Annotated in this window: 22 protein-coding genes, 1 tRNA gene and 2 pseudogenes; 21 read left to right on the top strand and 4 right to left on the bottom strand. The window is 40.4% G+C overall.

The window, feature by feature from the left end; all coding sequences use genetic code 11:
* The first annotated feature begins 91 nt into the window (after positions 1-91).
* The 11 genes from DW904_RS14470 to DW904_RS14425 all read left to right on the top strand — a co-directional run bounded on the left by DW904_RS14470 (position 92) and on the right by DW904_RS14425 (position 11,391).
* Positions 92-379, top strand: a complete 288-nt coding sequence (locus tag DW904_RS14470; protein WP_118581888.1) for a response regulator — start codon at positions 92-94, stop codon at positions 377-379.
* Positions 322-1,653: a helix-turn-helix domain-containing protein gene (locus DW904_RS14465; RefSeq protein WP_118581886.1), complete on the top strand. Its 1,332-nt coding sequence runs from the start codon at positions 322-324 to the stop codon at positions 1,651-1,653. Before DW904_RS14470 ends, DW904_RS14465 begins: the two co-directional genes overlap by 58 nt.
* Entirely contained in the window at positions 1,643-3,307 is a 1,665-nt protein-coding gene (locus DW904_RS14460) for a histidine kinase (protein ID WP_202187730.1), read from the top strand. Before DW904_RS14465 ends, DW904_RS14460 begins: the two co-directional genes overlap by 11 nt.
* Positions 3,308-3,419: 112 nt before the next feature.
* Positions 3,420-4,691: an extracellular solute-binding protein gene (locus DW904_RS14455; protein WP_118581882.1), complete on the top strand. Its 1,272-nt coding sequence runs from the start codon at positions 3,420-3,422 to the stop codon at positions 4,689-4,691.
* Between the two features lie 236 nt (positions 4,692-4,927).
* Positions 4,928-5,572 carry a sugar ABC transporter permease gene (locus DW904_RS14450; protein WP_118581880.1) on the top strand — a complete coding sequence of 215 codons (645 nt, stop codon included), beginning with the start codon at positions 4,928-4,930 and terminating at the stop codon, positions 5,570-5,572.
* Positions 5,524-5,811 (top strand): sugar ABC transporter permease, encoded by a 288-nt coding sequence (locus tag DW904_RS14445; RefSeq protein ID WP_118581877.1) that lies wholly within the window; start codon positions 5,524-5,526, stop codon positions 5,809-5,811. The genes DW904_RS14450 and DW904_RS14445 overlap by 49 nt, the downstream gene beginning before the upstream one ends.
* Positions 5,811-6,644, top strand: a complete 834-nt coding sequence (locus DW904_RS14440) for a carbohydrate ABC transporter permease (protein ID WP_118581874.1) — start codon at positions 5,811-5,813, stop codon at positions 6,642-6,644. Before DW904_RS14445 ends, DW904_RS14440 begins: the two co-directional genes overlap by 1 nt.
* A 17-nt stretch (positions 6,645-6,661) precedes the next feature.
* Positions 6,662-8,563 carry a hypothetical protein gene (locus tag DW904_RS14435; RefSeq protein WP_118581871.1) on the top strand — a complete coding sequence of 634 codons (1,902 nt, stop codon included), beginning with the start codon at positions 6,662-6,664 and terminating at the stop codon, positions 8,561-8,563.
* Positions 8,556-9,896 carry a 1,3-beta-galactosyl-N-acetylhexosamine phosphorylase N-terminal domain-containing protein gene (locus tag DW904_RS24065; protein WP_243110430.1) on the top strand — a complete coding sequence of 447 codons (1,341 nt, stop codon included), beginning with the start codon at positions 8,556-8,558 and terminating at the stop codon, positions 9,894-9,896. Before DW904_RS14435 ends, DW904_RS24065 begins: the two co-directional genes overlap by 8 nt.
* Complete coding sequence (locus DW904_RS24060; RefSeq protein WP_347562156.1) at positions 9,893-10,738, top strand: lacto-N-biose phosphorylase central domain-containing protein; 846 nt, start codon at positions 9,893-9,895, stop codon at positions 10,736-10,738. Before DW904_RS24065 ends, DW904_RS24060 begins: the two co-directional genes overlap by 4 nt.
* Positions 10,711-11,391: a polysaccharide deacetylase family protein gene (locus DW904_RS14425; RefSeq protein ID WP_118581868.1), complete on the top strand. Its 681-nt coding sequence runs from the start codon at positions 10,711-10,713 to the stop codon at positions 11,389-11,391. Before DW904_RS24060 ends, DW904_RS14425 begins: the two co-directional genes overlap by 28 nt.
* Before the next feature lie 13 nt (positions 11,392-11,404).
* On the opposite strand, the gene DW904_RS14420 is transcribed toward DW904_RS14425, so the two are convergent.
* Complete coding sequence (locus DW904_RS14420; protein WP_118581865.1) at positions 11,405-11,971, bottom strand: hypothetical protein; 567 nt, start codon at positions 11,969-11,971, stop codon at positions 11,405-11,407.
* A 325-nt stretch (positions 11,972-12,296) separates the two neighbouring features.
* On the opposite strand from DW904_RS14420, the gene DW904_RS14415 reads away from it, so the two are divergent.
* The 6 genes and pseudogenes from DW904_RS14415 (at position 12,297) to DW904_RS14385 (ending at position 18,197) form a co-directional block, all read left to right on the top strand.
* The gene (locus tag DW904_RS14415; protein ID WP_118581862.1) at positions 12,297-13,028 is read left to right on the top strand and encodes a histidine phosphatase family protein; all 732 of its coding nucleotides are present in this window, start codon (positions 12,297-12,299) and stop codon (positions 13,026-13,028) included.
* A gap of 451 nt (positions 13,029-13,479) precedes the next feature.
* Positions 13,480-15,209: pseudogene (locus tag DW904_RS14410) on the top strand (ABC-ATPase domain-containing protein).
* Positions 15,210-15,397: 188 nt separating this feature from the next.
* Complete coding sequence (locus tag DW904_RS14400; RefSeq protein WP_118581856.1) at positions 15,398-16,789, top strand: aminopeptidase; 1,392 nt, start codon at positions 15,398-15,400, stop codon at positions 16,787-16,789.
* A gap of 249 nt (positions 16,790-17,038) precedes the next feature.
* A complete protein-coding gene (locus DW904_RS14395) occupies positions 17,039-17,485 on the top strand; it encodes a hypothetical protein (RefSeq protein WP_118581853.1) in 447 nt (148 codons plus the stop codon).
* Positions 17,486-17,669: 184 nt separating this feature from the next.
* Positions 17,670-17,743, top strand: a tRNA-Arg gene (locus tag DW904_RS14390).
* Positions 17,744-17,939: 196 nt separating this feature from the next.
* Positions 17,940-18,197, top strand: a complete 258-nt coding sequence (locus DW904_RS14385; RefSeq protein WP_118581850.1) for a hypothetical protein — start codon at positions 17,940-17,942, stop codon at positions 18,195-18,197.
* Between the two features lie 177 nt (positions 18,198-18,374).
* Here DW904_RS14385 and DW904_RS14380 read toward each other — a convergent pair whose 3' ends face one another.
* Together DW904_RS14380 and DW904_RS14375 are read right to left on the bottom strand one after the other, a co-directional pair.
* Positions 18,375-19,202 carry a GGDEF domain-containing protein gene (locus DW904_RS14380; RefSeq protein ID WP_202187729.1) on the bottom strand — a complete coding sequence of 276 codons (828 nt, stop codon included), beginning with the start codon at positions 19,200-19,202 and terminating at the stop codon, positions 18,375-18,377.
* Positions 19,186-20,268, bottom strand: coding sequence for a substrate-binding domain-containing protein (locus DW904_RS14375; protein WP_118581844.1), 1,083 nt, complete (start codon positions 20,266-20,268; stop codon positions 19,186-19,188). The genes DW904_RS14380 and DW904_RS14375 overlap by 17 nt, the downstream gene beginning before the upstream one ends.
* A 346-nt stretch (positions 20,269-20,614) precedes the next feature.
* On the opposite strand from DW904_RS14375, the gene DW904_RS14370 reads away from it, so the two are divergent.
* The 4 genes and pseudogenes from DW904_RS14370 to DW904_RS14360 all read left to right on the top strand — a co-directional run bounded on the left by DW904_RS14370 (position 20,615) and on the right by DW904_RS14360 (position 25,144).
* Positions 20,615-21,313: an ABC transporter ATP-binding protein gene (locus tag DW904_RS14370; RefSeq protein WP_118581841.1), complete on the top strand. Its 699-nt coding sequence runs from the start codon at positions 20,615-20,617 to the stop codon at positions 21,311-21,313.
* An 11-nt stretch (positions 21,314-21,324) separates the two neighbouring features.
* Complete coding sequence (locus DW904_RS14365; protein ID WP_347562155.1) at positions 21,325-23,085, top strand: ABC transporter permease; 1,761 nt, start codon at positions 21,325-21,327, stop codon at positions 23,083-23,085.
* Between the two features lie 8 nt (positions 23,086-23,093).
* Positions 23,094-23,657, top strand: coding sequence for an FtsX-like permease family protein (locus DW904_RS25735; RefSeq protein WP_347562154.1), 564 nt, complete (start codon positions 23,094-23,096; stop codon positions 23,655-23,657).
* A 315-nt stretch (positions 23,658-23,972) separates the two neighbouring features.
* Positions 23,973-25,144, top strand: a pseudogene (locus DW904_RS14360) (malic enzyme-like NAD(P)-binding protein).
* On the opposite strand, the gene DW904_RS14355 reads toward DW904_RS14360, so the two are convergent.
* Positions 25,141-26,025, bottom strand: a complete 885-nt coding sequence (locus DW904_RS14355; RefSeq protein WP_118581838.1) for an LD-carboxypeptidase — start codon at positions 26,023-26,025, stop codon at positions 25,141-25,143. The pseudogene DW904_RS14360 and the gene DW904_RS14355 sit on opposite strands and share 4 nt — an antisense overlap.
* Between the last annotated feature and the right edge of the window lie 297 nt (positions 26,026-26,322).

Below are 26,322 nucleotides of genomic sequence, written 5' to 3'. Positions count from 1 at the left end.
TTGATACTCAGGTAATTTTTTCGGTATTTACATAAAGCTTCTTTTATGATGAAATAAAGTTGAGTAAATATATGTATGGAGGGGTGAGTTTATGTACAATATTTTGATTGTGGATGATGAAAAGAAAGAGCGGGAAGGAATTGCGCTTTTATTAAAAAGGTTTGGGTTTCCATTAAGAACAGCATTTGCGCAAAACGGAGAAGATGCGCTGAAAATAATGGAAAAAAATTATTTTGACATTCTGCTCACAGACATAAAAATGCCCTATATGGATGGAATCCAGCTTATACGTGAAACGCAGAAAAGAGGGCTGAATCCAATATGCATTATTACAGTGCATATGGTGAATTTGAATATGCACAGAATGCCATTTCATTAGGGGTACAGGAATATCTTTTGAAGCCAGTTAAACTGGATGCGTTTAAGGCTCTTTTTGAAAAGATCATAGAAATCTGCCAGGAAAAAGAGATCGAAAAGAAAAATAGAAATGATATCATACAGGCGAAGGAAGAGGCCGCACAGCAAAAACTGAGCTGGAATCTGCTTAATTATCTGGAGTCTGAAGAACTGGAAGAGGGAACTTTAAATCATTGGGAAACTCTGGAAAATGAATTCACCAGTGTTGTGCAGGAAAAAATCTGTATACCTGTAATTATTTCCTGTTATTCTAATTTGTTTTCTATTGAATGGGAAGAGTACCTGAAAGATATCAGGGAATATTTTGGAAAAGAAACTGTGATCATTACAAACACAGATAACCAGATCGTAGTGTTATTGATCCGGGAAAGAGATTTTTATCGGACAGCAGAAACGAAAAAAGAATGTGAGATATTGATCGAAAAATCCCAGAAAAAATATCAGGTAAATATTTTTGTTATATTGGGAAAAAAGACCGAAAGTCTTACAGAACTGAAAAAAGAATATACAGAATTGAAAGACCAGCTTGACTATCAGTTTTTTGTATCCAAAAGTATGGTATTGGTTCATGATGAAGATTATTTTCTAAAAAAGGAAAATGACATGCTTTCCCTGTATTTTGAAAGGATATTTAACTGCGCCAGAATGCAGGATTATTCCGGAATAAAGAAGGAATTTGTGAAAGTATTTGCCTATATAATGAAGCAGACTGGCTTTAGTTCAATTTATGTAAAATATACTTTTACGGATGCGATGAAGCAGATCAGTGAGTACACAGACTCTAATGTGGACATGGTACCATGTATTCAGAAAATATATCAGGCAAGGACACTGGAAGAGGTAAATAAGATAATCGAAAACGTTCTGGATAGAATGCAGGAAGAGAAAAAAGAAGAGGTAAAAGAAAACCGCCTGGTCCGCATGGCAAAAGAACTGGTTTATGAAAAATACAGTGAAAGTGATTTAAATGTATCGTATATCGCAGAGCAGCTGCAGGTATCCTCTGCCTATCTAAGTACTTTATATAAAATGGAAACTGGAAAAAATCTGGTAAAATTTATTACCTGGTATCGTGTTGAAAAGTCAAAAGAACTTTTGCGTCAGACAAATATGAAAGTAAGTGATGTGGCGGAGAGGGTAGGATACCTGAATGTGTCTTACTACATTTCTATTTTCCGAAATCATGAAGGCTGCAGTCCGGTGCAGTACAGGGAAAGGGTGCAAAATGGTGAATAGGATAGCAAAAAGAATCAACAAACAATCATTTTTGAATAAAGTAAGGATCATTTACACGCTGTTAGTTATGCTTCCTGTGCTGGTTCTGGAGATATTTGTATTGTACTCATCTACAAATTTTATCAAGGAGCAGCAGCTTCTGGAAGCGAAAGAAAACATTGAGCGGAACCACCTGAATATTGAGAATCAGATAAAGATGTGCGAAAAATCCGTATTATATGTGACCTGCAACAGTGTACTAAGGGAATTTCTCAGCTTAGATGATTCTGAGTATAAGAAACGCATTCAGATGACTTCAAATGTAAATAACCTGATTTATAACGCCTGGCTTTCCAACAGCTATTTTTCAAAGATGGAGGTTTATTCCGATAAAAGGATTTCTAACAATGATGCAGTATTCAAAAAAGCTTCCGATCTGGAAGATAACAGTTGGTATGAAGCGAGTTGGAATAGCGCAGATACTTTGTGGTGGAATGAAAATGGAAAATATTTTATAACACGCAGAATTGCCATGAGCCTTCCAAATCGGGTATATGGCGTTCTCAGAGCAGAAGTAAAGGAAAAAGTTTTTTCTGACAGTATATCCATGTTCTCGGAAATGCCAGTGGACATCCAGGTGAAAAATGGTTCAGCTGTGTTGTTAGAATACAATAATGAGGGGGAAGTTAATGAAAACAGTGCTGGCTATGAAGAGGAAAGAAATCTAAATGACACCGGTTGGAAAATTATTTACAGAATTGATGCTTCTTATTTCTCAAGTGCTTTTCATCCAAGAATCATTGGTTCTGTTGTAATTGTAGTTTTACTGTTGCTGCTTGGATTTATAGGAGTTAATAAAAGTGCCAGATCTTTGCTGCACTATTTGTATCAGATTATTGACCAGGTAAAGAAAGTAAAAGATGGAAATTTTGAGATTCAGATAGCAGAAAGTTCCCAGGATGAAATTGGAGAGCTGGCGGAAAATATTAATAAAATGCTACGGAAAATACAAACGCTTATTAATGAAGTGTATAAGTCGAAACTGGATAAAAAAAGCCTGGAACTGGATCTGCTTCAGTCAAAGATTAACCCGCATTTTCTTTATAACAATCTTTCCGCAATTAATTGGATAGCCATTGAAAAAGGAGAAGACAGAATCTACGAGATAACTACGGAACTGGGTACTTTTTACAGGACTGCTCTTAACAAGGGCATAAACGTAGACCATTTGAATGTAGAAGTGGAAAATATAAAGGCCTATGTGAAACTGCAGCTTATGGCGCACGATGAAGGCTTCGATGTTGAGTATAAAATTGAGCCCTCGCTTTTAAATCAGATGGTTCCAATTTTTATTTTGCAGCCTCTGGTGGAAAATGCAATTGAGCATGGCATTGACTGCATGAGAGAAAAAAGAGGAAAAATATCCATTGAGATTTATGCAGAAAATAATGAACTCTATATGACTGTCAGGGATAATGGACTTGAGTTGTATGAAAAAATTGGTCAGGGAAAAATGTCCCATGAAGAATTTGGTTATGGGGTAAGCAATGTTGACAAGAGAATTCGTATTCTGTGTGGGGAAGGATACGGTGTGGAAATTTTTGCAGGTCCGGGAGGAACTACCTCTATAATCAAATTACGAAGAGATTTTATTACACTGGAACGAAAAGTATAGGATATAAATCTTAAAAATTTGATAATGAGATAAGTTTTTTGTTATTTTTTTCGTATCCTGTGAACGTTATACTTAAAGCAACTTAAAAATAAACGAAAGGGGTAGCAAAAAAATGAAAAAGAAAGTGATTAGCATGTTTCTTACAGCATGCACTGTATCAGTAATGGTAGTTGGAGGCGGTTCCAATCTGGTTATGGCGGATGATGCAGAGACGGTAACCTTGATGGGATGGTATGATGAGGATGATATGAATCCTATTCTGGAAAAGGTAAATGAGCAGATGGATGGGAAGTATGTGATTGAGTACACATATGTTGCAAATACTGATTACAATAATGTACTTAGCACACAGCTTGCATCTGGAGAAGGCCCGGACATTATTATGGATGGAACAAACTATCCAGCCGAAATCAAAGCTGGTAACGTGGAAGACATTTCAGATTATGATTTTGTAAAAGAGTTTAATGAGGCTGGAATGTCACTTTGCAGTGCTGATGGAAAAATTTATGGAATTCCTTCCTATGGATGGTTTTCCGGAATTTGGTGTAATGCTTCGATCCTTGAGGAATGTGGGGTGGAAATTCCCAAAACATTTGATGAGTTTGTAGCTGCTTGCGAGACTATTAATGAAAAAGGCTATACTGCATATGGTTTTGGGATTGCGGATGACTCAACTGCAACATCCAGCTTACTGGGGTATCTGGAAAATTCTTATTATCACAACAATGAAGAAGCAAACCCTGATGGAACAGATTTTGATACCAAATTTGCAATGGGCGAAGTAACTATGGACGGACATATTAACGATTGTGTTAATAAATGGTGTACATTAGTTGAAAAAGGCCTGATTGCTTCTGAGTCGCTGGGAATTTCCTGCCAGGAAATGCTGAACAGTTTTAAAAATGGAGAAGTGGCATTTCTTCATGGCGGTCCATGGCAGTATACAGAGCTGAAAGAATCCGGAGTTAATTTTAAAATGCTTCCGCAGCTTAGCGAAACAGGAGAAAATGAATATGTTTTAGGCGGACCAGCTGCATGCTTTGGTATTAATGTAAATACGGAAAATCACGATGGTGCAGAAGCTGCTCTAACAGCACTGGCTTCTGTTGAAGTTCAGCAGGCATTTGCTGATGCAAATGTTGGCGGAACCAGCTATAGAAGCGGAGTTGAGGCTCAGATGCCGGAAGAGTATGAATATGTTGCAGATATTATTAACAATGGAAATATTGCATTCCCATCTGACAGATGGAGTGTAAATCTTCCAAGTCAGTCCTTGTTTGATGAGTTTACTGCCCAGCTTCAGGGTGTTATTTCCGGAGATATCAGTGGAGACGATCTTGTGAAAGCTATTGATACAAAAGCTGATTCAATCAGATATGAGTAAATTGTAATCATTTAACAAATTTAAAATTATCCATAATTTATTAAACCGATCCTGCATTTAGCAAATGAGCTTTTTGCAGGATCTGTTTTTGTGCAATAGAGGTTAATGTTATCAATAGAATTAACAAAAGTAAATGGGATATAAAAAAAACGATAGTCATATAAATTTTTTTGGATTTATAGAGAAAAAGATCAAATTTATAATAGAAACATAAAAAGAAGGAGGGCAAGGAGAGTATGAATGCCAATCATGTAAAACGAAATCTGCCATATATTTTCATGGCAATACCTGCGGTTTCTATATTTTCTGTTTTTTTTATCATTCCGCTTATTTTTACTACAAAATACAGTTTTTATAACTGGACTAATTTTTCGCCGGATATCGTTTTTTCAGGATTGAAAAATTATAAACAGCTTTTGGCAGATGGAATTATTTTGAAAGGATTAAAGAATACCCTGGTATTTGCAATCCTTACAGTATCCATTCAAAGTTTAATTTCTCTTCCTGTATCAGTGCTTCTGAATTCCAAATTAAGAGGAAGAACAATTTACCGAGGAATCTTTTTTGCACCCGCAGTATTAAGCACCTTGGTTGTTGGATATCTTTGGAAATATATCCTGTCTGCAAGTGATTATGGTTTGATAAACCAGGTGCTTTTGAAACTGGGATTTGAAAAAATCAACTTTCTCGGAAATGGAAAAATCGCTATATTTTCCATAATTGCAATTTCAGTGTGGCAGTGGTTTGGATGGTCTATGGTAATTTACATAGGAAGTTTGCAAAGTATTAGTGGAGATCTTTATGAAGCTGCTTCTGTGGATGGAGCTAACAGTTGGCAGCAGTTTTGGCATATTACATTACCAGGCTTGCACCTGCCATAAAAATTAATTTTGTAACAAGCACGATCTCAGGACTGAAAGTATTTGATCTTGTCTTGTCAACTACAAACGGAGGTCCGGCACATCAGACAGAAACTATTCTGACATTAATGTACTCAAAATTTTCAGATGGAAATTTCGGTTATGCATCAGCTTTTGGAATTGTATTTCTGTTGATGACAATGGTTGTTTCCGCTGTAATGCTTGGAATATTTAAAAAATGGGAGGAGTATTTAAACTGATGAAAACGAAAAAAAATATTATGGAGATTTTGAAGCATGTTTATTTGCTAATTATCACGTTTATTGTTTTAACTCCTATTTATTATCTGCTTGTTACTACGTTTAAATCAGGAACTGAAGCGGCTGCAAAGCCGATGGCACTTCCGTCTTTCTGGGATATTACACCATATATCAATGCATTTGAAAAAATGCAGTATCCAAGAGCATTTGGAAATACTCTTTTTATTACAATATGTGCTGTATTTGGCATTGTAATGTGCAGTACTATGTGTGGATATGTTTTAAACCGCAAAGAGAAAAGTAAAATTACAAAAATTATTTTTCTGGTAATTCTTTCCGGAATGATGTTTCCATACCAGATGGCAGTTCTTGGTCTGTACAAGCTGGTAAGAAGCCTGGATTTAATGAATACGCTGACAGCAGTTATTTTTATTGATATTGCTATCAATATTCCATTTGCTACTTTTTTAATGAAAAATTCCATTTCTTCAGTTCCTATAGAACTGGAAGAAGCTGCCAGAATTGATGGTGCAGGAGTATTCAGAATTTTTGGTACAATTGTGCTTCCATTGCTGAAGCCGATGATTGCTACAATCGTAATTTTAAATACTTTAAATGTATGGAATGATTTTATGGGACCGTTGTATTTTATACAGAAAAGAGAAAAAGATGTTATTTTACAGGAAGTATATCGCAATATCGGTCAGTTTTCTACAGACTGGACTAGTCTGTTTCCAATGATGGTATTAGGTATATTGCCGCTGCTGGTTTTCTATATATTTATGCAGAAATATATTATCAGTGGTGTAATGGCGGGATCTGTAAAAGGATGATATACGGAGGTTTGGGTATGGAGTTTATTGTTAAAGAAAATGAAAATCATCAGCTGGAAAGTATTGTAAACCAAAATGACAAATATAAAATGAACTGGGTTGCCATAGGTAAAAACTGGGGAGAAATGTTTCTTCCGGATGGAATTGTAGGAAGAATAGAAAGAACAATATCTGAAGACGGAAAGATAACTGAAAAATATATTTTTTTTAATAATAGGGATTGTGAGTATTTTCCTCAAAAAGGTGGAATAGGTATTGCAGTGCCATTTCCGGATAATTATACGGCTTCTGAAATCTGTATGAAAGAGCGCTGTCATGCACATATTCGGTGTGGTGAAAGTCAAAGTTATATTGCAGGGATCAGAATGGGAGGAGAAAATCCAAATCTTGGGTTGGTTCTGAAAGAGGGAAAAATAGAATGTTACAGCATTATAAGAAATGAAAAAGAACTTAGCAATGACCGGGGAATCATTATATTAAATCCTAAAATAAACAATTTAAAACCGGGAGAAATGACCGTAATCCAATGGGATCTTTTCTGGTATGACGATCAAAGGGATTTTGAAGAAAAATTGCTTCATCAGGAAGGGCAGCTGTTGATACAGTTGGAACATGGAATTTATTTTGAGGGCGAGAACTTAAGCTTTCATATAAAAGCAGATAAAGCAATCTGGCATGAAAAAGAAATCAAAGTCACTCTTGCAGGTGAAAAAATTTCAACTGAAAAAACAGAAAGCGGTAATTGCATAGATTATAGAATTAAAATGGATTCTGTAAGTCAGGGTGAAAAAGAGTTCTTCATAAAGGGAGAAGAATACAGTACATCTGCGGTTATTCTGGTATTACCAAGGGTGGAGAAGCTTGCAGAAAAAAGATGCAGATTTATTGTTGAAAAACAGCAGTATTTTCGCGATGGAAGCCTTTTAGATGGTGCATTTCTCACTTATGATAATGAAGATAAGCGATTGGTTTATGAAAAAGAATACGATCATAACGGTGGCAGGGAAAGAGTGGGAATGGGGGCACTTCTGGCGCTCTGGCTGCAGAAAAATAAAGATATGAAAGTGGAAAAAGCACTGCAGAAATATACCGAATATATATACAGAGAGCTCTACGATGAGAATACAGGTATTGTATACAATGATGCAGGAAGAGATAATACCTGGAACCGTTTGTACAATTATCCATGGCTTGCAATTTTTTTTATGGAAAGATACAGATTGTATAATGAGGTTGCTGATCTTAAAAATATGTATAAAATTATGAAATCTTATTATGCACAAGACGGAGCTTCATTCTATGCAATTGGAATCCCTATGCTGGAATCTGTGAATTTGTTGAAATCGGGCGGTATGGAAAGAGAGGCAGAGGAACTTCTGAGATACTATGAAACACATGGCGAAATGCTTATAAAAAACGGATTATGTTATCCACCGCATGAAGTAAAATATGAGCAGAGTATTGTTGCCCCTGCAGTAAATTATCTTTTTCAGTTATACGAACTTACAGGAAAAATATTATATCTGGAAGAAGGAAAGAAACAATTAGCTGTACTGGTGCTGTTTAATGGACATCAGCCAGATTTTCATATGTATGAAAATGCGGTTCGTCATTGGGATGGATATTGGTTTGGAAAGTACAAAAATCTTGGAGATACATTTCCACATTACTGGAGTTCCTTAAGTGGTGTTGCTTTTCGGGAATATGAAAAAATAACCGGTGAGAGATCATATGGTGTAAAGGCGGAAAATTCATTGCGAGGTGTACTAAGTATGATAAATAGTGACGGAAGTGCAAGCTGCGCATATGTATATCCTTTTATGGTTAATAAGGTAAGATGCCAGTATGCGGATCCATGGGCAAATGATCAGGACTGGGCGTTGTACTACTACTTGAAAGCGGGAAAAAATTATGAATGAGTTAGAAAATAAAGGTGGCTTTACCTTGCCTGGCGAGGCTGGTTATGAAAAATTGACCTTAGAACTTGCAAAAAAATGGGGAGCAGACGTAATAAGGGATTCTGATGGGACAGAACTGTCTCTGGAGATAACGGAGGCAGGATATGGTATTTATTCTACTATTTGTATCATCCGCGGTCATAATCCCTGGGCTATGGAAAATTTGGATAAATTGCAGCAGACTTTTCTTGTCACAGAACCGAAAATTGCAGTTGAGCATTGTCTGGAACTAGAGCTTTTAAAAGAGTTTTTTCAGGAGCAGTTTAAAATTAATGACAGTGCAGAAGCTTTGGGTTACTGGCAGGTGTATGACCGCACAACTGACAGGGAAGTAAATAAAGAAAACTGGAGCTATGATAAGAAAAAAGGTGTTGTCAGGATTGAAAACTGTGTATTATGGCACAAATATACAGTCAGCTTTCTGGCATATCGAAGTTGGGAAGAAATTTCCATGTATAATCATATTACCAATAACTGGGATAAAGAGCATCTTATACCGATAGATCCTGTATACGCTGAAACACAGGTTTATTTAATTAATTGGATGAAAGAATGGTGCGAAGAACATCCTGCAACTACAGTGGTTCGTTTTACCTCTATGTTTTATAATTTTGTCTGGATTTGGGGAAGCGATGCCAGAAAACGAAATTTATTTACAGACTGGGGCTCCTACGATTTTACAGTGAGTCCTCTTGCTTTACACAATTTCGAACAGAAATATGGATATGCACTTACCGCAGAGGATTTTGTGAATCAGGGGAAATATCGGGTAACCCATATGCCGCCAACAAAAGCAAAAAAAGACTGGATGGAATTTATTAATGATTTTGTAATTTCATTTGGAAAAAAACTAATAGATATTGTGCATGAATATGGAAAAAAGGCTTACGTATTTTACGATGACAGCTGGGTTGGAATTGAACCATATAATGACAGATTTTATGAATTTGGTTTTGATGGGATTATTAAATGCGTATTTTCCGGGTATGAAGCACGTCTTTGTGCAGGTGTAGATACAGAAGTTCATGAACTCAGGCTTCATCCTTATCTTTTCCCGGTGGGGCTTGGAGGAGCACCTACATTTACAGAAGGAGGAAATCCTACAAGGGATGCAATGCAGTATTGGAGAAATGTAAGGCGTGCATTGTTGCGTGAACCGATTCAAAGAATTGGATTAGGCGGATATTTACATCTTACGGAGAATTATCCGGATTTTTGCGATTACATTGAAAAAGTTGCAGATGAATTTCGCATGTTGAAGTCTTTTCATGAAAAGGAAAGCCTTGGACTTTGAAAACCAAAGTAGCGGTTTTACATTGTTGGGGCAAATTGCGTTCATGGACTTTGTCTGGACATTTTCATGAAACATATATGCATAATTTGATTCATATAAATGAGGCGCTTTCAGGTTTGCCTGTGGATGTTGATTTTATTGATTTTGAGACAGCCAGAAGCGGAGATTTATCCAGATACAAAGTCATTATTAATGCAGGAAAAGCGGGTGACGCATGGAGTGGCGGTGATAACTGGAAAGACGTGAAAGTTGTTGAGGCAATTACAAAGTGGGTATATGAAGGGGGCTGTTTTATTGGAATTGGCGAGCCATCAGCAACCAGTGGATATGATACGTTTTTCAGATTGGCACAGGTACTGGGCGTAGATGAAGATAATGGGGCAAGGGTATGTCATGGAAAATGGGAGTATGAAGTAAAAGCACCACAAAATCATATATTAGATATACTGGAATGGCCAGTAATGGAACATATATACCTGACAGATAAAAAAACAGAGGTATTGGCAGAGGCTGCAGGTGGGTATCCGGGTATTACCAGACACCAGTTTGGAAAAGGAAGTGGAATTTATATGACGGGATTTGCTTTTTCAGAGGAAAGTACCAGATTATTGTTGCAATTGATATTAGAGGCTGGACGGGAAGAACAGGCAGAATGCATTACAGATAATCTGCATGTGGAATGTGCCTATTATCCAGACGCACAAAAATTAGTTGTTATTAATAATTCAGGAGAGAAACAAACAACAAAGATTGTATGTGAAGGAGCCGTTTGGAGCATGCAGCTTGAAGGATATGAAACGAGGCTACAGAATATATGTGGGATGGGAAACAAAAGGCAGTAACATTTAGCTATGATGATGGAGTTTGCCAGGACAGGAGACTGGTAGACATGTTCAACTATTATCATGTAAAAGCAACATTCAATATAAACAGTGGAATGCAGACATATGCCAGCCATTATGACTTTGGTAATGTAAGAGTGCATCATATGAATGCAGAAGGATTAAAAGAATTGTATAAGGGTCATGAAATCGCGGTTCATACATTGACTCATCAAGATTTAACAAAGCTTGATAAAGACACTGTATATAATGAAGTTTTCCTGGATAAACAAAATCTGGAACGGATGTTTGACTGCCAGATTACCGGTATGGCGTATCCTTATGGAACATATAATGATGAAGTGGTTCAGATACTGAAAAAATGTAAAATTCAATATGCACGGTCAGTTGTGTCTTCCGGAGCATTTAAATTACAAAAGAATTTATTGATATTTAAACCAACTTGTCATCATGCTGACGAAAATATATGGGAACTTCTGGAGAAATTTTTAAAAGAAAAAAGTGAAGAAAAGCAGTTATTTTACATATGGGGACACAGCTATGAGTTTGATGTAAATAATAACTGGAAACGGATGGAAGAAATTTTAGACAGATTAATTGGACATAATAATATCTTTTATGGAACAAACAGGGAAGTGCTTCTTCCCTGTTAATAGAAAACAAAAATCAGACTAGCATTTTATCCAGACATTCTACAATCAGTCTGACATTCTTCAGCGCATCTAAAGTGTCGCCTTTTTGCTCCAGGGAGTGGTTGCAGCCCTCGAAAATCCCGCCGGTTTTATCGGGGAAGTTTCTTGCAGCAGCGCGTATCTTGGACTCCGGCATGTATGGATCAGCGGTTCCGGCGAAGAAGAGCCCGTTGATATCGGAGAGATAACGGAGGGTAGAAGGAATTGGAGTCATAAGAAATTGATGGACTTTTCCCTTCAGCTGCAGGGCTGTTTCAAGCTGGCAGGCAATTGTGGTGCCGATGCTTTTGGAAATAAAAATTATATCATCGTATTTAGAAAAAGGAACGTTTTCCAACTGGGGAAGCGTTCTTTTTATTGCCAGTTTTATGATAGGTTCCAGTTCTGCTGGAGTGCGGCCGTGGAAGGTATGAATGTCCTGACCATAGTCAAGGCGGATGATTTCATAACCACGCTCAGCAGCCATGGAAGCAGTATAATAGAGAAGGGGCTTGGTGCAGGTATAACCGACACCTGGGAAAATGATGGCAAGTTTTTTCATGTGGGTACCTCGCTTGAAATCGTAAATTGAGTTATATTGAGGGATAAAATGTAATCTGAAAGTGGTTATTGCGTCCACTTAGTTCTTGTATTTATTAAAGTATGATCCGATCAGCGTCTGTTTGAATTCATATAAGATATGAGCGTCAAAAGACCCGTTGATATAGTATTATTATATACTTCTTTCATAAAAATTGTAAAGAAATGACGGTAAGAAATATGGTGAATTATCTGTGAAGATATGCTAAAATCGTTATTGTTCAATGAAATAAGAAACAGCTTGAAATTATTAGTGATTCAAAAGCGAAATAACGAGGAGTGACATTATGAAATTATTAATTGTACGCCATGGTGACCCGGATTATGATATAGATTCCCTTACGGAAAAAGGCTGGAAAGAGGTGGAGTATCTTTCACAGAAGCTTTCCAAATTAGATGTAAAAGCTTTCTATGTATCCCCCCTTGGAAGAGCGAAGGATACTGCGGCTCCGACTTTGAAAAAGATGGGAAGAACAGCCACAGAGTGTGAATGGCTGAAGGAATTTCCCTGTCAGATCTGGCGCCCGGATGTGAAAGATAAGAAGATTATTGCATGGGACTGGCTTCCACAGGACTGGATGGCAGACGAGCGCTTTTTCCAGTATGACCACTGGTTTGAGAATGAGGCTATGCAGGAAGGGCATGTGAAAGAAGAGTATGACCATGTGATTGGGGAGTTTGACAAGCTTCTCGCGAAGCATGGATATGAGAGGAAAGGTCACTATTATAAAGTAAATGAAGAAAATAACGACACGATTATTTTCTTCTGTCATTTTGGATTGGAGTGTGTACTTCTCAGCCATCTGCTGAATATCTCTCCGATGGTACTTTGGCATGGCTGCGTGGCTGCTCCATCCTCTGTGACAACCTTGACCACAGAAGAACGCCGTCAGGGAATCGCAGCTTTCCGCATGAGCTCCTTCGGCGATATTTCCCACCTTTATGCCAACAATGAGCCGCCGGCATTTGCAGCAAGATTTTGCGAAGCGTATGGAAATAAGGATCAGAGACACGACTGACATTGTGCATTGAGAAGTGTGTTGTTGTGAAGGGCGTGAACAGTAATCTTCATAGTATTAACGGATGGTAAGAGTTATGTTCTGACTTTCAGAAGATAATGAAACGTTATGATCTGAAAACAGGACACAATGGGAAGAACAGGGATGGAATTGTGATGCCAGTTACGAATTAGTTATTTTCATTTTAGAAATTTTAGAAAAAAATTATAATTTGGACAAATGCTTTTCACAATTATGCGATATGATATATACATCTTAAGAGAAAGAACTCTTAAGAAAAACTCTTTCCTTTCCCTAAAAATGTATAAATAAACCACCGTCTGTTGGCAAGAACGCTGACTGGGCGGTGGTTTTACGTTGTGGGAAAAATTAGTATTATTACTGAATGCGGCGAAGAGTTAGAGCGTGATATCGTTGCTTGACAATGTTATTATAGACAATGGAGGTACTTATGCAGTCATCAAATCAGCTGCAGGACATGCTTCATTCCATCAATCGGAAGAGCTATCCTGCCTATAAATCCCTGAAAGGGGCATATCAGTTTAAGAAATATGTTTTGTCAATTGAGCATGTACAGGGCGATCCATTTGCGTCACCGTCCCATATCAGTGTGAAAATTTCCCACAGAGAAGCTGGATTTCCAGCGGAATATTATAAAGATAAACTGACCAGAATTACTCTGGCAGACTATCTTACCAGACAGTTTGAACAGCAGGTGAACCGCTATACTTTTCGGGCAAAAGGCTCTGGAAAAAGCGGACTTATTTCCGTGACCGGATGCGGTCAGGAGGTGCTGGAGCGAACGGCCTGTGAGATTACAGAGCAGGGGATTACCGTGCGGTTTTTTGTAGGATTTCCGGCAAATGGACGTACTATAAATGCGGGAGAACTGGAGAAAATATTCTTTGAATTTCTCCCGGTTTGTGTGGAAAAAGCATTTGTATACAGAAATTTAAGTGGAAAAGATCTGGAAAATACTATTTTCCTGGCAGAAGATCAGGCGTATATCAGGGAAGAATTAAAGAAGCGTTCCCTGGTTGCTTTTGTAAATGACGGCGCGATTCTGCCAAGAGAGAGTGGTATTTCATCTAAGCCGATGAAAGGGAGCGTGACATTTTCTTCGCCGGAAAGTCTTCGGGTGACTATGGCGCTTCCCCATAAGGGAAAAATAACCGGAATGGGAATTCCTAAGGGAATCACGTTGATCGTTGGTGGTGGTTATCACGGCAAATCTACCCTTCTGAATGCATTGGAACTGGGCGTGTATAACCACATTCAGGGAGATGGAAGAGAATATGTGATCACGGATTCCACAGCCCAGAAGCTGCGTTCTGAGGATGGCAGATTTGTGAAAGATGTGGATATTTCTCTGTTTATAAATGACCTTCCCAATAAAAAAGATACCACCTGTTTTTCTACGGAAGATGCCAGCGGAAGTACTTCCCAGGCAGCAGGAATCGTGGAGGGAATAGAGGCTGGAAGCAAGGTATTTCTGTTGGATGAAGATACATCTGCTACTAATTTTATGGTGCGCGACGCCTTTATGCAGCATGTGATCAGCCGGGAAAAAGAGCCGATCACCCCATTCCTGGAACGCGCCCGGGATCTGTATGAAAAGGAGGGGATTTCCACAATTCTGGTTGCCGGAAGCTCCGGGGCTTTTTTCCATATTGCAGATTCCGTGATCCAGATGGACAATTATATACCGGTAGATATCACAGAAAAAGTCCGGGAACTTTGCAGGGATTATCCTTTAAATGAGAATACGGCAGCTGGATTTAAAGTACCACAAAGCCATCGCATCATGTCAAAAAATATGCCGTTGAATGGTTCCAAGAAGGATTATTATGGTCATTCTAAGGCGCAGGATAAGCCGGAAAGGCTGAAAGTAAAGGTACATGGCAGAGATGGTTTTCCATTGGAAAACAGGAGGTGGATCTGCGATATGTGGAACAGCTGATCGACAGTGAGCAGACAGGAGCTTTAGGTGCGTTGCTGAAATATGCAGTGGAAAAGCTGATTGATGGGAAAAGAACACTGCCGGAAATTGTGGAGCTGCTTTGCAGTAAATTGGAAAAAGAAGGGCTGTCTTTTCTGTCAGAAGGCTATACTTCCTGCGGCTATGCAGTGCCAAGACGACAGGAAGTATATGCTTGTTTTAACCGATACAGGAGACCTTGAACCGGATTTGGCCATATCAAAAAAGGCAGTGCAAAGTGTTGGAATGCGCGGCAAAAGATTTGTGCAAGAAAACCTATTTGCCGGTAGCTTTTTACCTAGTTATACGCTATAATGAATTTTGGATGAGGAAAACACAGGGATTATTTTCCCTGTGTAAAATGAAAACAGGAGAAAGGTGGATATAGATTATGGAACGTCCAAACGCATGGCTCACATATTCAGATGCTGATATGCAGGATCTGGAAACTGTGGCAAAGAAATATCGTCATTTCTTAAATGTAGGAAAGACAGAACGTGAATGTATCACTCAGATTGTGAAAGAGGCTGAGGAAGCAGGCTATGTTTCCCTTGAAGAAAAGGTGAAAAATGGCGAAGATCTGAAAGCAGGAGATAAAGTTTACCAGGTTGGAATGCAGAAGATCATTGCCCTGTACCATATTGGAGAGGAGGATCTGGCACAGGGTATGAATATCCTTTGTGCGCACATTGATTCTCCGAGACTGGATATTAAACAGAATCCGTTATATGAGGATACGGATCTGGCTTATCTTGACACTCATTACTACGGTGGAGTGAAGAAATATCAGTGGGTTGCTCTTCCAATGGCAATGCATGGCGTAATTGTGAAGAAGGATGGCACTGTTGTAAATGTAACCGTCGGCGAGGATGAGGATGATCCGGTTCTTTACATTACAGATCTTCTGATCCATCTTGCTGGACAGCAGATGGCGAAGAAAGCTTCCGAGGCTGTTGAGGGCGAGAAGCTGGATATCCTGATTGGAAGCCAGCCGCTGAAGGATCTTCCGGATGACGAGAAGAAAGAGGCTGTTAAGGAGAATATACTTCGTATTCTGAACGAGAAATACGGTGTGGAAGAAGAAGATTTCCTTTCCGCAGAGCTTGAGATCGTTCCAGCTGGCAAGGCTCGTGACTGTGGTCTTGACCGCAGCATGATCGCGGGTTATGGACAGGATGACAGAGTTTGCGCATATACTTCCCTTCTGGCTCTTCTTGAGATGGAAGCACCGAAGCGTACAAGCTGCTGTCTCCTTGTAGATAAGGAAGAGATCGGAAGCGTGGGAGCAACTGGTATGCAGTCCCATTTCTTTGAGAACAGTGTAGCAGAGGTCCTGGATGCAATGGGACAGTATTCAGATCTCAGACTGAGAAAGGCTCTGAAGAATTCCAGCATGCTTTCCTCAGATGTAAGTGCCGGCTATGATCCTGCATTTGCAGAAGCTTTTGAGAAAAAGAACTCTGCGTATCTTGGAAGAGGTATCGTTCTCAACAAGTTTACAGGTGCCCGTGGAAAATCCGGCTCCAATGATGCCAATGCAGAGTATGTGGCAAGAGTCCGCAGAATTTTTGACGACCATAAGGTTTGCTTCCAGACAGCTGAGCTTGGTAAGGTTGATGTAGGCGGCGGCGGAACCATCGCTTTTATCGCAGCTCTTTATGGTATGGAAGTAATCGACAGCGGTGTTTCTGTTCTCAGTATGCATGCACCGTGGGAGGTTACCAGCAAGGCGGATGTTTACGAGGCGAAGAAGGCTTATAAGGCGTTTCTTCTGGATGCGTAAGCAGGTGCTTTGACGCTCTAGAGCCTTTTTCAAACATGCTCTAGGAAAATAGTTTCTTGAACTACGGATAATTTGAAATTAGCGGACAGACGTTTTAGGTCTGTCCGTGATTTTTATTAAAAAGATGTCAGAAGCTGTTTGAAAACTTACAGAGAGCCTTTGGGACTCTGTTTCGGGCTTTTTATTTTTGGGAGCGGGGGCTGTGTTTGTAATATTTTGAAAATTCTACGAAATGAGGAGTATTGGATTATGTTAAAAAAACAGGCACCGGGAGAGACAATCCTGAAGGTTGGCGGCATGCTTCTTCTGTTTCTTGGCGTTCTGCTGGCATTTGGAAGTGGAAACATGCTTTCTCTGGTTATGAAGGGCAGTAGTGACAGCGCAGTTGTAGAATATCTGAATCAGAACGGTATGACTTACAGCCAGCTGGTTGCAAGCAATGTGATGGTTCTGGTGGCAGGAGTAATCTATCTGGCAGCTGGCGTGGTTGGTGTGAAACAGGCTGGTAAGGTGGAGAATGCAGGCCTTTGTGTGGGAATGGGAGGCCTTCTTATTGCAGAGGTTGTGGCAGAAGTGATCGTTACTATGATCTTCGGAGATTTCGATCCGGCTTCCGTGATCCGAATGCTGATGTTCCCGGCTATTTATATGATTGGCGCAGTGCTGAACTGGCAGGCGAAGAAAGCCAGGAGATAGGGAGGCACCGTCATGCTGGAAGAAGTTAGAGAGCTCTGATAGAGTCTTTAAAATAGTACCAATCGTGCAAAAAATACCTATAAAAAAATATTTTAAAAAAATTTCAAAAAGGTGTTGACAAAACCACAGGTATCGTGTAGAATATCCATTGTTGTGAGGGACAAATACTTCACAAGTAATAAATGTGTGTTTAGCTCAGCTGGATAGAGCGTTTGGCTACGGACCAAAAGGCCGGGGGTTCGAATCCTCTAACACACGTAATTGAGAAGCGGAATCATTGAGAAATCGATGGTTCTGTTTTTTTTGTACACAAAATCAGACCGCGGGTAATAAGAAATATAAATCCAATATTGAAATAATACTATAATTATGGTACGGTAATTCAAACAAAAGCGTGAAGCTTGTTCGGAAAAATTATTGAGTGAATTAAAGTTCGCGGAAGGAGAGAGGAAAAATGTTCACAGTACTTAATTCAGAAAGCCTATGGATTGGCACAGACTTGAAAAGATTTAATGAGATCCGGGATATTCTGGATAGTCAGAATATCAAGTATAAGTACAAAGTAAAAGATCAGCTGGGAGAATGGACAGACAGCGGAACTATTCGGGGACGTGTGGGAAGTGCAGGAAATCCAGCGGAGCAAGCCAAGCAGTACGAAATACTTGTAGACAGGAAAAATCTGGAGCAGGCACGTTTTGCGATTCAAAAATGATACGGTATTTTTTATAAGACACCAGATTTTCCTGAACGAATCTGGTGTCTTTTTAGGCGTTAAAACATGTTATTTATACTTATAGAACATATCAGATCAAAATGGAAACACCGACACAGCCTGGACCGGATACTTATTGTGGCGAGATTCTTGTCAGAAACAAGTTAAAGCTCCAGATCAAATCTTCCGCTCAGCCTTCCGCGCTTTTTTTGCAGAATACATTTTCTCATCTGCCAGATTGATATAATCATTCAGGGTCAGATCCGGATCATCAGCAATTACCCATCCGATGCTGGCTTCAATGGGGAAGCCCACCCGACTGTTGGCAGAAAACACTTCCAGAGAATTCAGAAGGGTATGAGCCAGCTCCTGTATTTTTTGTTTATCATAATCAGGAATTACGCATACGAATTCATCGCCTCCATAGCGTATGGAAACGGACTCTGCCGGACAGTGCTGCCGCAGGACGGAAGCAATGCTGCTGATAGCAAGATTTCCCATATCATGTCCAAAGGTGTCATTGATATATTTCAGGTGATCTGCATCCACAAACATGATTCCAACTGGTCTCTTTTCCTGCATACACTGATGGAAAAGAGGCATGGCAAGCTTCTCGTAAGCCATCCGGTTGTAGAGCCCGGTGAGAGAATCATGGATGTAAAGCTGAGAAAGCTGTTTATTCATTTTACGCAGGGTAAGTCTTGCATACAGGGCTTCCATGGAAGTCTGGAGTGCATTTAAGGTTTCGAACAGGAACTGATGCTCCAGAAGATAATCACAATTGGTGATGATCAGAAAGCCAATCTCCCGTTCACGAAAATGCAGAGGACAGAACTGGTAAATATTTTGTCCTCTGGTAGCTTCTGTCTGTGGAAGTGAAAGAATTTCTTTCAGATTAAGGTGAAGCCGGTTCGTACCATTCAGGGGCGGGTAAACCAGTGCCATCTCCTCCGGGTATCCTTCTGTCTGATAAGTATCCTCCGGAAGCTCAGGCAGTGCATCCATATTTTCGCTCATAAAGATATCTGGGTTCATAAACAGATAAATATTTCCGCAGCCATGTTTTGTCAGCCAGTTCTGCATACGTCCTGCAAGCTCTGTGTATCCTGCACAGTCCAGGAGAACACGGTTCAGATCCATCATCCAGTTTTGCATATCGCTCTGCAACGATGCGCTTGATTACATACTCTCCACGGTCAGGTGGATTCTGGGAAACGCAACCGCAGCTTTCCTGAAAAACGTAGGTGAAAGGTGCGTATATATAAGTTTCCTCTGCATTTCCATTCCAGATTTTTTCCAGCATTAAAAGGGCATTTTCCATGATATCGGCTTTGGAGAAGCCTACCGTGGTAATTCTGGGCTCATAATAGGAAGCTTTGTCTTCGTTGTCAAAACCGGTTACCAGAAAATCCCCGGGAATAGAATATCCGGCTTCCTTGGCGGCCAGACAGACGCCTACAGCTGTATTGTCGTTGACACAGACAAAGGCATCTGGAAGCAGGTTTTTCTCTTTAAATGTGGAAAATGCCTGGATTCCGGTTTCAATTTCATAATTATGATGGATCACGCGCTGCTCCTCGAAAGGAATCCCATGGCGAAGAAGGGCATCCCTGTAAGCTTTGAAACGGAGCTGATTTTCCCTGTTAAATTCTGGCCCGCCGATGAAATTTAAGGTACGGCATCCATGCTCTGTGATCAGGTGCTCAACAATCCGGCTAATGGCTTCGTAGTTGTCAATTCCGGAATGGTACAGTCCTGGAATCTGCTCAAGAAGAGAAATTGCTGGGATGCTGCTGAGCTTCGCGCGTTCAATTATCTCTGCAATCAGGTCTGGCTGGGACACGGTGGCAAGATCCAGAAGGATGCCGTCAAATTCTGAAAAATCCGGAAGCCGTGCAATGTTATATTCTCCTGCATTATGCTTCTCATCCATACTGAAATTCCCAAAGCTCTGAAAAATATATAAATCCATATCTGACTGGTGGGCAGCCATGTAATTTCGATATCCCTGAATCCAGGTATAGGTTACATAACGTCCCCAGCCATCTGTAATAAGTGCTATTTTTTTCATGCAAAAATCTCCCGAATAACAGATTTCACAATGTTGTGAAAAACTATAAACATTGTGAATATTATATCGAATTTTTTATGGAAATGCCACATTTTCTGTGAAAAAATATGTAAAAAATTAAGAAGAAAAATTTGGTAAAGGTGATTTTTAACAAAATAATTTTCGAAAAAGCGAAAATGCAGATGTTGAGAATTATTCTCAATTCCCCTCCTTTTCATAACCGGATAAAAGAGGTATGATAAATATAAGTTAGCATAAACTAACAAAAGACAGAATGATGAATGCTTGTAATTGTTTTTTATGAAAAATGTTCATGAACGATAATGGTTTACAGGGAGGAAAAGAGATGTTTCTTGAAATTAAAGATTTGAAGAAAGGCTTTGGTTCCGGAGACAGCAGGACAGAGGTTCTTCGGGGAATTGATTTTTCTGTGGAAAAAGGGGAATTCTGCGTGCTTCTTGGACCGTCTGGTTCTGGAAAATCCACACTTTTGAATATTATCGGTGGAATTGATGAGCCAGATGAGGGCTATATTTCCATAGATGGGGAAAAAACAGGAGATATGAAGGAGAAAGCGCTGACTCTTTACCGCCGGAAGCATCTGGGATATGTTTTTCAGATGTATAATCTGATCCCAAATTTAAATGTAAAGGAAAATATTGAGGTGGGCGCATATCTCAGCGATAAGGCACTGGATATTGACGAGCTGCTTCATACACTGGGGCTTTATGAGCACAGACATAAGCTGCCCAACCAGCTTTCCGGCGGTCAGCAACAGAGAACGGCCATTGGTCGTGCTATTGTAAAAAATCCGGACATTCTTCTCTGCGACGAGCCTACAGGTGCACTGGATTACAACACATCCAAGGAAATTCTGCGTCTGATCGAGCAGGTCAACCAGAAGTACGGAAATACCATCATCATGGTTACCCACAACGATGCCATTAAGAATATGGCAGACCGCGTAGTGAAGCTTCGTGACGGTCAGATCCGCAAAAACTATCTCAATGAGTCCAAAGTCGCAGCCGACGATCTGGACTGGTAAGGCGGTGCGCTATGAAGAATCCATTGTGGAAACGTCTTCCAAGAGAATTGAAAAGTGATTTCGGAAAATATATTGTGATCTTTCTGTTTATGACACTGACCATAGGCTTTGTCTCGGGCTTTCTTGTGGCTGATGACAGTATGCTGGCTGCTTATGACGAAGGTTTCGAAAAATATAACATTGAGCATGGCAACTTTACCCTTTCTTCGAAAGCCAGCGAAAGCGATTTAAAGAAAATTGAAAAAAATGGAAAAGTACGAATCTGCGAAAATTTTTATCGGGATGAGGCCACAGATGCGGATCTGGACGGAAACGAAGAGGAAACCATGCGTATCTATCAGGAGCGTACCGATATGAATCTTGTGTGCCTGATGTCAGGGGGAATGCCAGCTGCAAAGAACGAGATTGCCATTGACCGGATGTATGCAGATAATAACAAGCTGAAGGTTGGTGACAAGCTGAAAATCGCAGGAGAAGAACTGACAGTTACCGGACTGGTGGCATTACCTGACTACAGTTGTTTATTTTCCGATAACAGCGATATGATGTTTGATGCTGTAAAATTTGGCGTGGGTATTATGACCGAGAAAGGTGCGGATGCTTTTGGAACAACCCATCTGGAGTACCGCTATTCCTGGCAGTATGAGACTGCACCAAAGGATGATATTGAAGCGAAAAACATGTCAGAGGATTTTCTGGAGGTTCTGGTCAAATATGGAAATGTGACAGGTTTTATCCCGGCCTATTCCAATCAGGCCATCACTTTTACCGGTGAAGATATGGGCGGTGATAAGGCTATGATGGAGGTGCTGCTGTATATTCTGATCGTCATCATTGCTTTTGTGTTTGCAGTTACAACAAATAATACCATTACAAAAGAAGCTTCTGTGATCGGGACTCTGCGTGCTTCCGGATATTCCAGAAGAGAACTTCTGGTCCACTATATTTCCATGCCGGTGATCGTAACTGTGGTTGCTTCTGTTCTTGGAAACGTGCTGGGCTACACCTCCTTTAAAAATCTTTGTGCAGGTATGTATTATGGCAGTTACAGCCTGCCGACCTATGAAACACGCTGGAATGCAGATGCATTTATATTGACCACAGTGGTTCCGGTAGTGATCATGCTGGGAATCAATTTGATTCTGATTTCAGGGAAACTGCGTCTTTCTCCTTTGAAATTCCTGCGTCATGATCTGTCTGCTTCCAAACGGAAAAAAGCTGTGCGTCTTCCGGACTTTAAGTTTTTCAACCGCTTCCGGCTTCGTATTATCCTGCAGAATAAGTCCAGTTATCTGACTTTGTTTATTGGAATCTTTTTTGCAAATGTACTGCTGCTTTTTGGAATGATGATGAAGCCGCTTCTGGATCATTATCAGGAAGAAATTTTGAAGAACATGATCGCGCCGTACCAGTATGTGCTGAATGTACCGGAGGAGCCAGATGAAGATGAGAAATATACGGTTATGGGAATGTTGCAGAAATTTCTTACTCCATCTTTGAAAACAAATGAGAAGTCAGCAGAAAAATTCTGCCTGAATTCCATGAAAAATGTATTGCCAGATCAGGAAGGAGAGACCATAACGGTCTATGGAATCGCGGACGACAGTGCGTATGTAAGCGCGGAACTTCCAACTGATGGAGTTCTGATTTCTGACGGTTATGCAGAAAAGTATAAGATAAAGACCGGAGATACCATTGTTCTGAAGGAAGCTTACGGAAGTGAGACTTATGAGTTTACAGTGCAGGGATCTACGATTATCCGGCATCTTTGACGGTATTTATGCCGATTTCCTCCTACAGGAAAACCTTTGGGGAAAAGGAGGATTATTTTAACGGTTATTTTTCCAGGGAAAAGATCACAGATCTGGATGAGGATCTGATCGCAACAACGATTACGGAGGACGATCTGACAAAGGTCAGCCGTCAGCTGGATGTGTCTATGGGAGAAATGTTCCAGCTGATCAATATATTTGCAGTTGTGCTGTTTGCCCTCCTGATCTATCTGCTTACCAAGCTGATCATTGAGAAAAATGCCAATGCCATTTCTATGGTAAAGATTCTGGGGTATGAGAACCGGGAGATCAACAGCCTGTATCTTACATCCACTACGTGGGTGGTGATCTTGTCCATTTTACTTAGCCTGCTGCTGTCTACCTGGACGATATATGGAATTTACGGATATCTGATGTCATCCTTCTCAGGCTGGCTGACCTTATATCTGAAACCAGCGGTTTATCCGGAGATGTTTGCGATGGGAATGGGAGCGTATGTGCTGGTAGCCTTGTTGCAATTTAGAAGGATCAAGAAGATTCCAATGGATGTGGCGCTGAAGAATGTGGAGTAAGAGAATTATAAGAAAATAGAATATTGGAGGATATTGGGGCAGACTTCTATTTCTTCGGGAGTTTGCCCTGATTTATGCCGAGCATTTTATTTTCGGCAATACGTTTTGAGGGTTCGGGTTAATAGTAGCAGCCAGGTTGGAACGGTGTTTTGTTTATTGAGAGATTTATTCATATTTTCATGTTGTGATTTGACGAAGTTTCGTATATACTTTCCCTTGTAGCCCAAAGTGGATATTTTGTATCCGAGCGGGACTTGCTGCGTATAATAATGAGAGCAGGTGCCCACACATTTTTTCAGAAGAGGAGATACGAACATGGATTACGCAAAAGAATCCTTAAAGATGCACTATGAGTTAAAAGGTAAAATTGAAGTTGTTTCAAGAGCAAAGGTTGATTCCAAGGATGCTTTAAGCCTTGCTTACACCCCTGGTGTTGCACAGCCTTGCCTTGAGATTCAGAAAGATATTAATAAAAGTTACGAACTGACCAGACGTTGGAATACCGTTGCTGTTGTAACTGACGGTACCGCTGTTCTTGGCCTTGGAGATATCGGCCCGGAGGCTGGTATGCCGGTTATGGAGGGCAAATGTGTTCTGTTCAAAGAGTTTGGTGATGTAGATGCTATTCCACTTTGTGTTCGAAGCAAGGACGTAGATGAGATCGTGCAGACCGTTCGCCTTCTGGCTGGAAGCTTCGGCGGTGTAAACCTGGAGGATATTTCCGCACCGAGATGCTTTGAGATTGAGAAGAAGCTGAAAGAGTGCTGTGATATTCCGATTTTCCATGACGACCAGCATGGTACTGCAGTTATTACGCTTGCAGGTGTGATCAATGCGCTGAAGGTTGTTGGCAAAAAAATCGAAGACATTAAGATCGTTACTTCCGGAGCGGGAGCAGCTGGAATTGCGATTATTAAACTTCTTATTTCCATGGGCCTTAAGAATGTTATTATGACAGACCGTAAAGGTGCAATTTATGAAGGCCGTGAGGGGCTGAACCCAATTAAGGAAGAGATGGCGAAGATCACAAACGCCAATCAGGAGAAAGGCTCCTTGAGTGAAGTGATCAAAGGCGCTGATGTATTTATCGGTGTTTCCGCACCTGGAACCCTTACTCCGGATATGGTTCGCACTATGGCGAAAGATCCGATCATCTTGCCTGCGCAAACCCGACTCCTGAGATTTTTCCGGATGAGGCCAAGGCAGCAGGCGCAGCGGTAGTATCCACAGGTCGTTCCGACTACCCGAATCAGGTAAACAATGTTCTCTGCTTCCCGGGAATCTTCCGCGGTGCCCTTGATGTCCGTGCATCTGACATCAACGACGAAATGAAGATTGCCGCAGCTTATGCCATTGCAGGCCTGGTAAGCGACGAAGAACTCTGCGCTGATTATATTCTGCCAGCAGCATTTGATTCAAGAGTGAAAGATGCGGTTGCGAAGGCTACTGCTGAAGCTGCCATTAAGAGCGGAGTGGCTAGGATCTAAAATTCTTTATATATCCGTTTGTTTTCTTCTGCGGAGAATAACTTTAAACGATGCCCGATGCGAATCGCCTTTGAATCCGTTCCATGCCCGATCAAAGGTGATTTCGCAACGGGTGTCTTTTTTTCTGCGAATTCAAGGACTAGCTGCGCCATATCTGGTTGACAGTTATCCTCCTCCATTTTCGTAAACGTCCCCAATAAAATCCCATTCACCTTCTTAAATACCCCCATCTGGTTCAACTGGCTTAAATAAGTCACCATCTGCGGCAGTTTTCCTCCAAAGGACTCCAGAAGCAGGATTTTCTCCCGCATATCCGGCCAGTAAGGCGTGCCAGCCAGCTTCAAAAGGCACCGTATATTTCCTCCTACTACAATTCCCTCCATATGAGTCCCCCTCACAAATTCATAAGGAAAATCATAAAGAGAAGTGGCCCCCGCCAAGGTAGTACTAAGAAAGTCCGTTATCTGGGACTGGCTGTGATCGTAGGTGAGATTTCGTATCTGGTACAGGACAGATGATTTCCCTGTTCGGGCATAAATGGCATTTATAATTGTTGTCAGATCACTATATCCCCAAAAATGCTTTTTTTCGTAAGCAATGGTCTGAAAATCCAGATAGGATAAAATCTCGTTGGCCATATCCCCGCCAGATACGTCAAAAATATCCGTGACAGAATCATCCTCATAAAATTTCATAAGAGCCCCGGCACGTTCCCTGGCAGTTCCAGCCTGTCCGTTTTCATCTCCATAAAGATAAGGGCTAAGATCTACTTCTAGTCCGGATTTTTCCAGAATCTGCACCAACATTTTTATTGTTTCGGCCTGTTCTGGCCTAAGTCCGTTGGAACAACAGACAATCCCGATTTTGCTTCCCTGTTTCATAAAAAGTAATCCTTTCTTTTCAATAAAGTGCATGTGATTTTTTTATACATGTAACTTTTTCACAGATTTTACTATCTAAAACAATGTATGAAGCATAAAAATACGCTCATTCAACACTTTTTATCTTCTTTTACATTATAAACAATAATTCCTCATAAATCCACCATTCATCCTGGAGCGTGTTTGAAAAAGCATTCCCGCAGTTGATGTTCACTGGTAACGTTTCGCAATCTGTACGCCCCACTTTGCGGTATATTTTGTAGAGATTTTTTTTAACACACTCTGGAATCCCGAAAC

The sequence above is a fragment of the Ruminococcus sp. AM42-11 genome (genome assembly GCF_003480145.1).
GTDB lineage: Bacteria > Bacillota > Clostridia > Lachnospirales > Lachnospiraceae > Blautia_A > Blautia_A faecis.
This window is presented reverse-complemented; position numbering and strand designations above follow the sequence as displayed.

What these genes read in the sequence shown, in the direction of transcription:
- DW904_RS14380 (WP_202187729.1), bottom strand. Translation starts at nt 19,202, where the DNA reads ATGGATGCACTGCCTGAGCTTCCGGAGGATACTTATCAGACAGAAGGA.
- DW904_RS14375 (WP_118581844.1), bottom strand. Translation starts at nt 20,268, where the DNA reads ATGAAAAAAATAGCACTTATTACAGATGGCTGGGGACGTTATGTAACC.
- DW904_RS14400 (WP_118581856.1), top strand. Translation starts at nt 15,398, where the DNA reads ATGGAACGTCCAAACGCATGGCTCACATATTCAGATGCTGATATGCAG.
- DW904_RS14470 (WP_118581888.1), top strand. Translation starts at nt 92, where the DNA reads ATGTACAATATTTTGATTGTGGATGATGAAAAGAAAGAGCGGGAAGGA.
- DW904_RS14365 (WP_347562155.1), top strand. Translation starts at nt 21,325, where the DNA reads ATGAAGAATCCATTGTGGAAACGTCTTCCAAGAGAATTGAAAAGTGAT.
- DW904_RS14370 (WP_118581841.1), top strand. Translation starts at nt 20,615, where the DNA reads ATGTTTCTTGAAATTAAAGATTTGAAGAAAGGCTTTGGTTCCGGAGAC.
- DW904_RS14355 (WP_118581838.1), bottom strand. Translation starts at nt 26,025, where the DNA reads ATGAAACAGGGAAGCAAAATCGGGATTGTCTGTTGTTCCAACGGACTT.
- DW904_RS14395 (WP_118581853.1), top strand. Translation starts at nt 17,039, where the DNA reads ATGTTAAAAAAACAGGCACCGGGAGAGACAATCCTGAAGGTTGGCGGC.
- DW904_RS14415 (WP_118581862.1), top strand. Translation starts at nt 12,297, where the DNA reads ATGAAATTATTAATTGTACGCCATGGTGACCCGGATTATGATATAGAT.
- DW904_RS14455 (WP_118581882.1), top strand. Translation starts at nt 3,420, where the DNA reads ATGAAAAAGAAAGTGATTAGCATGTTTCTTACAGCATGCACTGTATCA.
- DW904_RS14465 (WP_118581886.1), top strand. Translation starts at nt 322, where the DNA reads ATGCATTATTACAGTGCATATGGTGAATTTGAATATGCACAGAATGCC.
- DW904_RS14435 (WP_118581871.1), top strand. Translation starts at nt 6,662, where the DNA reads ATGGAGTTTATTGTTAAAGAAAATGAAAATCATCAGCTGGAAAGTATT.
- DW904_RS14450 (WP_118581880.1), top strand. Translation starts at nt 4,928, where the DNA reads ATGAATGCCAATCATGTAAAACGAAATCTGCCATATATTTTCATGGCA.
- DW904_RS14425 (WP_118581868.1), top strand. Translation starts at nt 10,711, where the DNA reads ATGTGGGATGGGAAACAAAAGGCAGTAACATTTAGCTATGATGATGGA.
- DW904_RS14385 (WP_118581850.1), top strand. Translation starts at nt 17,940, where the DNA reads ATGTTCACAGTACTTAATTCAGAAAGCCTATGGATTGGCACAGACTTG.
- DW904_RS14440 (WP_118581874.1), top strand. Translation starts at nt 5,811, where the DNA reads ATGAAAACGAAAAAAAATATTATGGAGATTTTGAAGCATGTTTATTTG.
- DW904_RS14460 (WP_202187730.1), top strand. Translation starts at nt 1,643, where the DNA reads ATGGTGAATAGGATAGCAAAAAGAATCAACAAACAATCATTTTTGAAT.
- DW904_RS14420 (WP_118581865.1), bottom strand. Translation starts at nt 11,971, where the DNA reads ATGAAAAAACTTGCCATCATTTTCCCAGGTGTCGGTTATACCTGCACC.
- DW904_RS24065 (WP_243110430.1), top strand. Translation starts at nt 8,556, where the DNA reads ATGAATGAGTTAGAAAATAAAGGTGGCTTTACCTTGCCTGGCGAGGCT.
- DW904_RS25735 (WP_347562154.1), top strand. Translation starts at nt 23,094, where the DNA reads ATGCCGATTTCCTCCTACAGGAAAACCTTTGGGGAAAAGGAGGATTAT.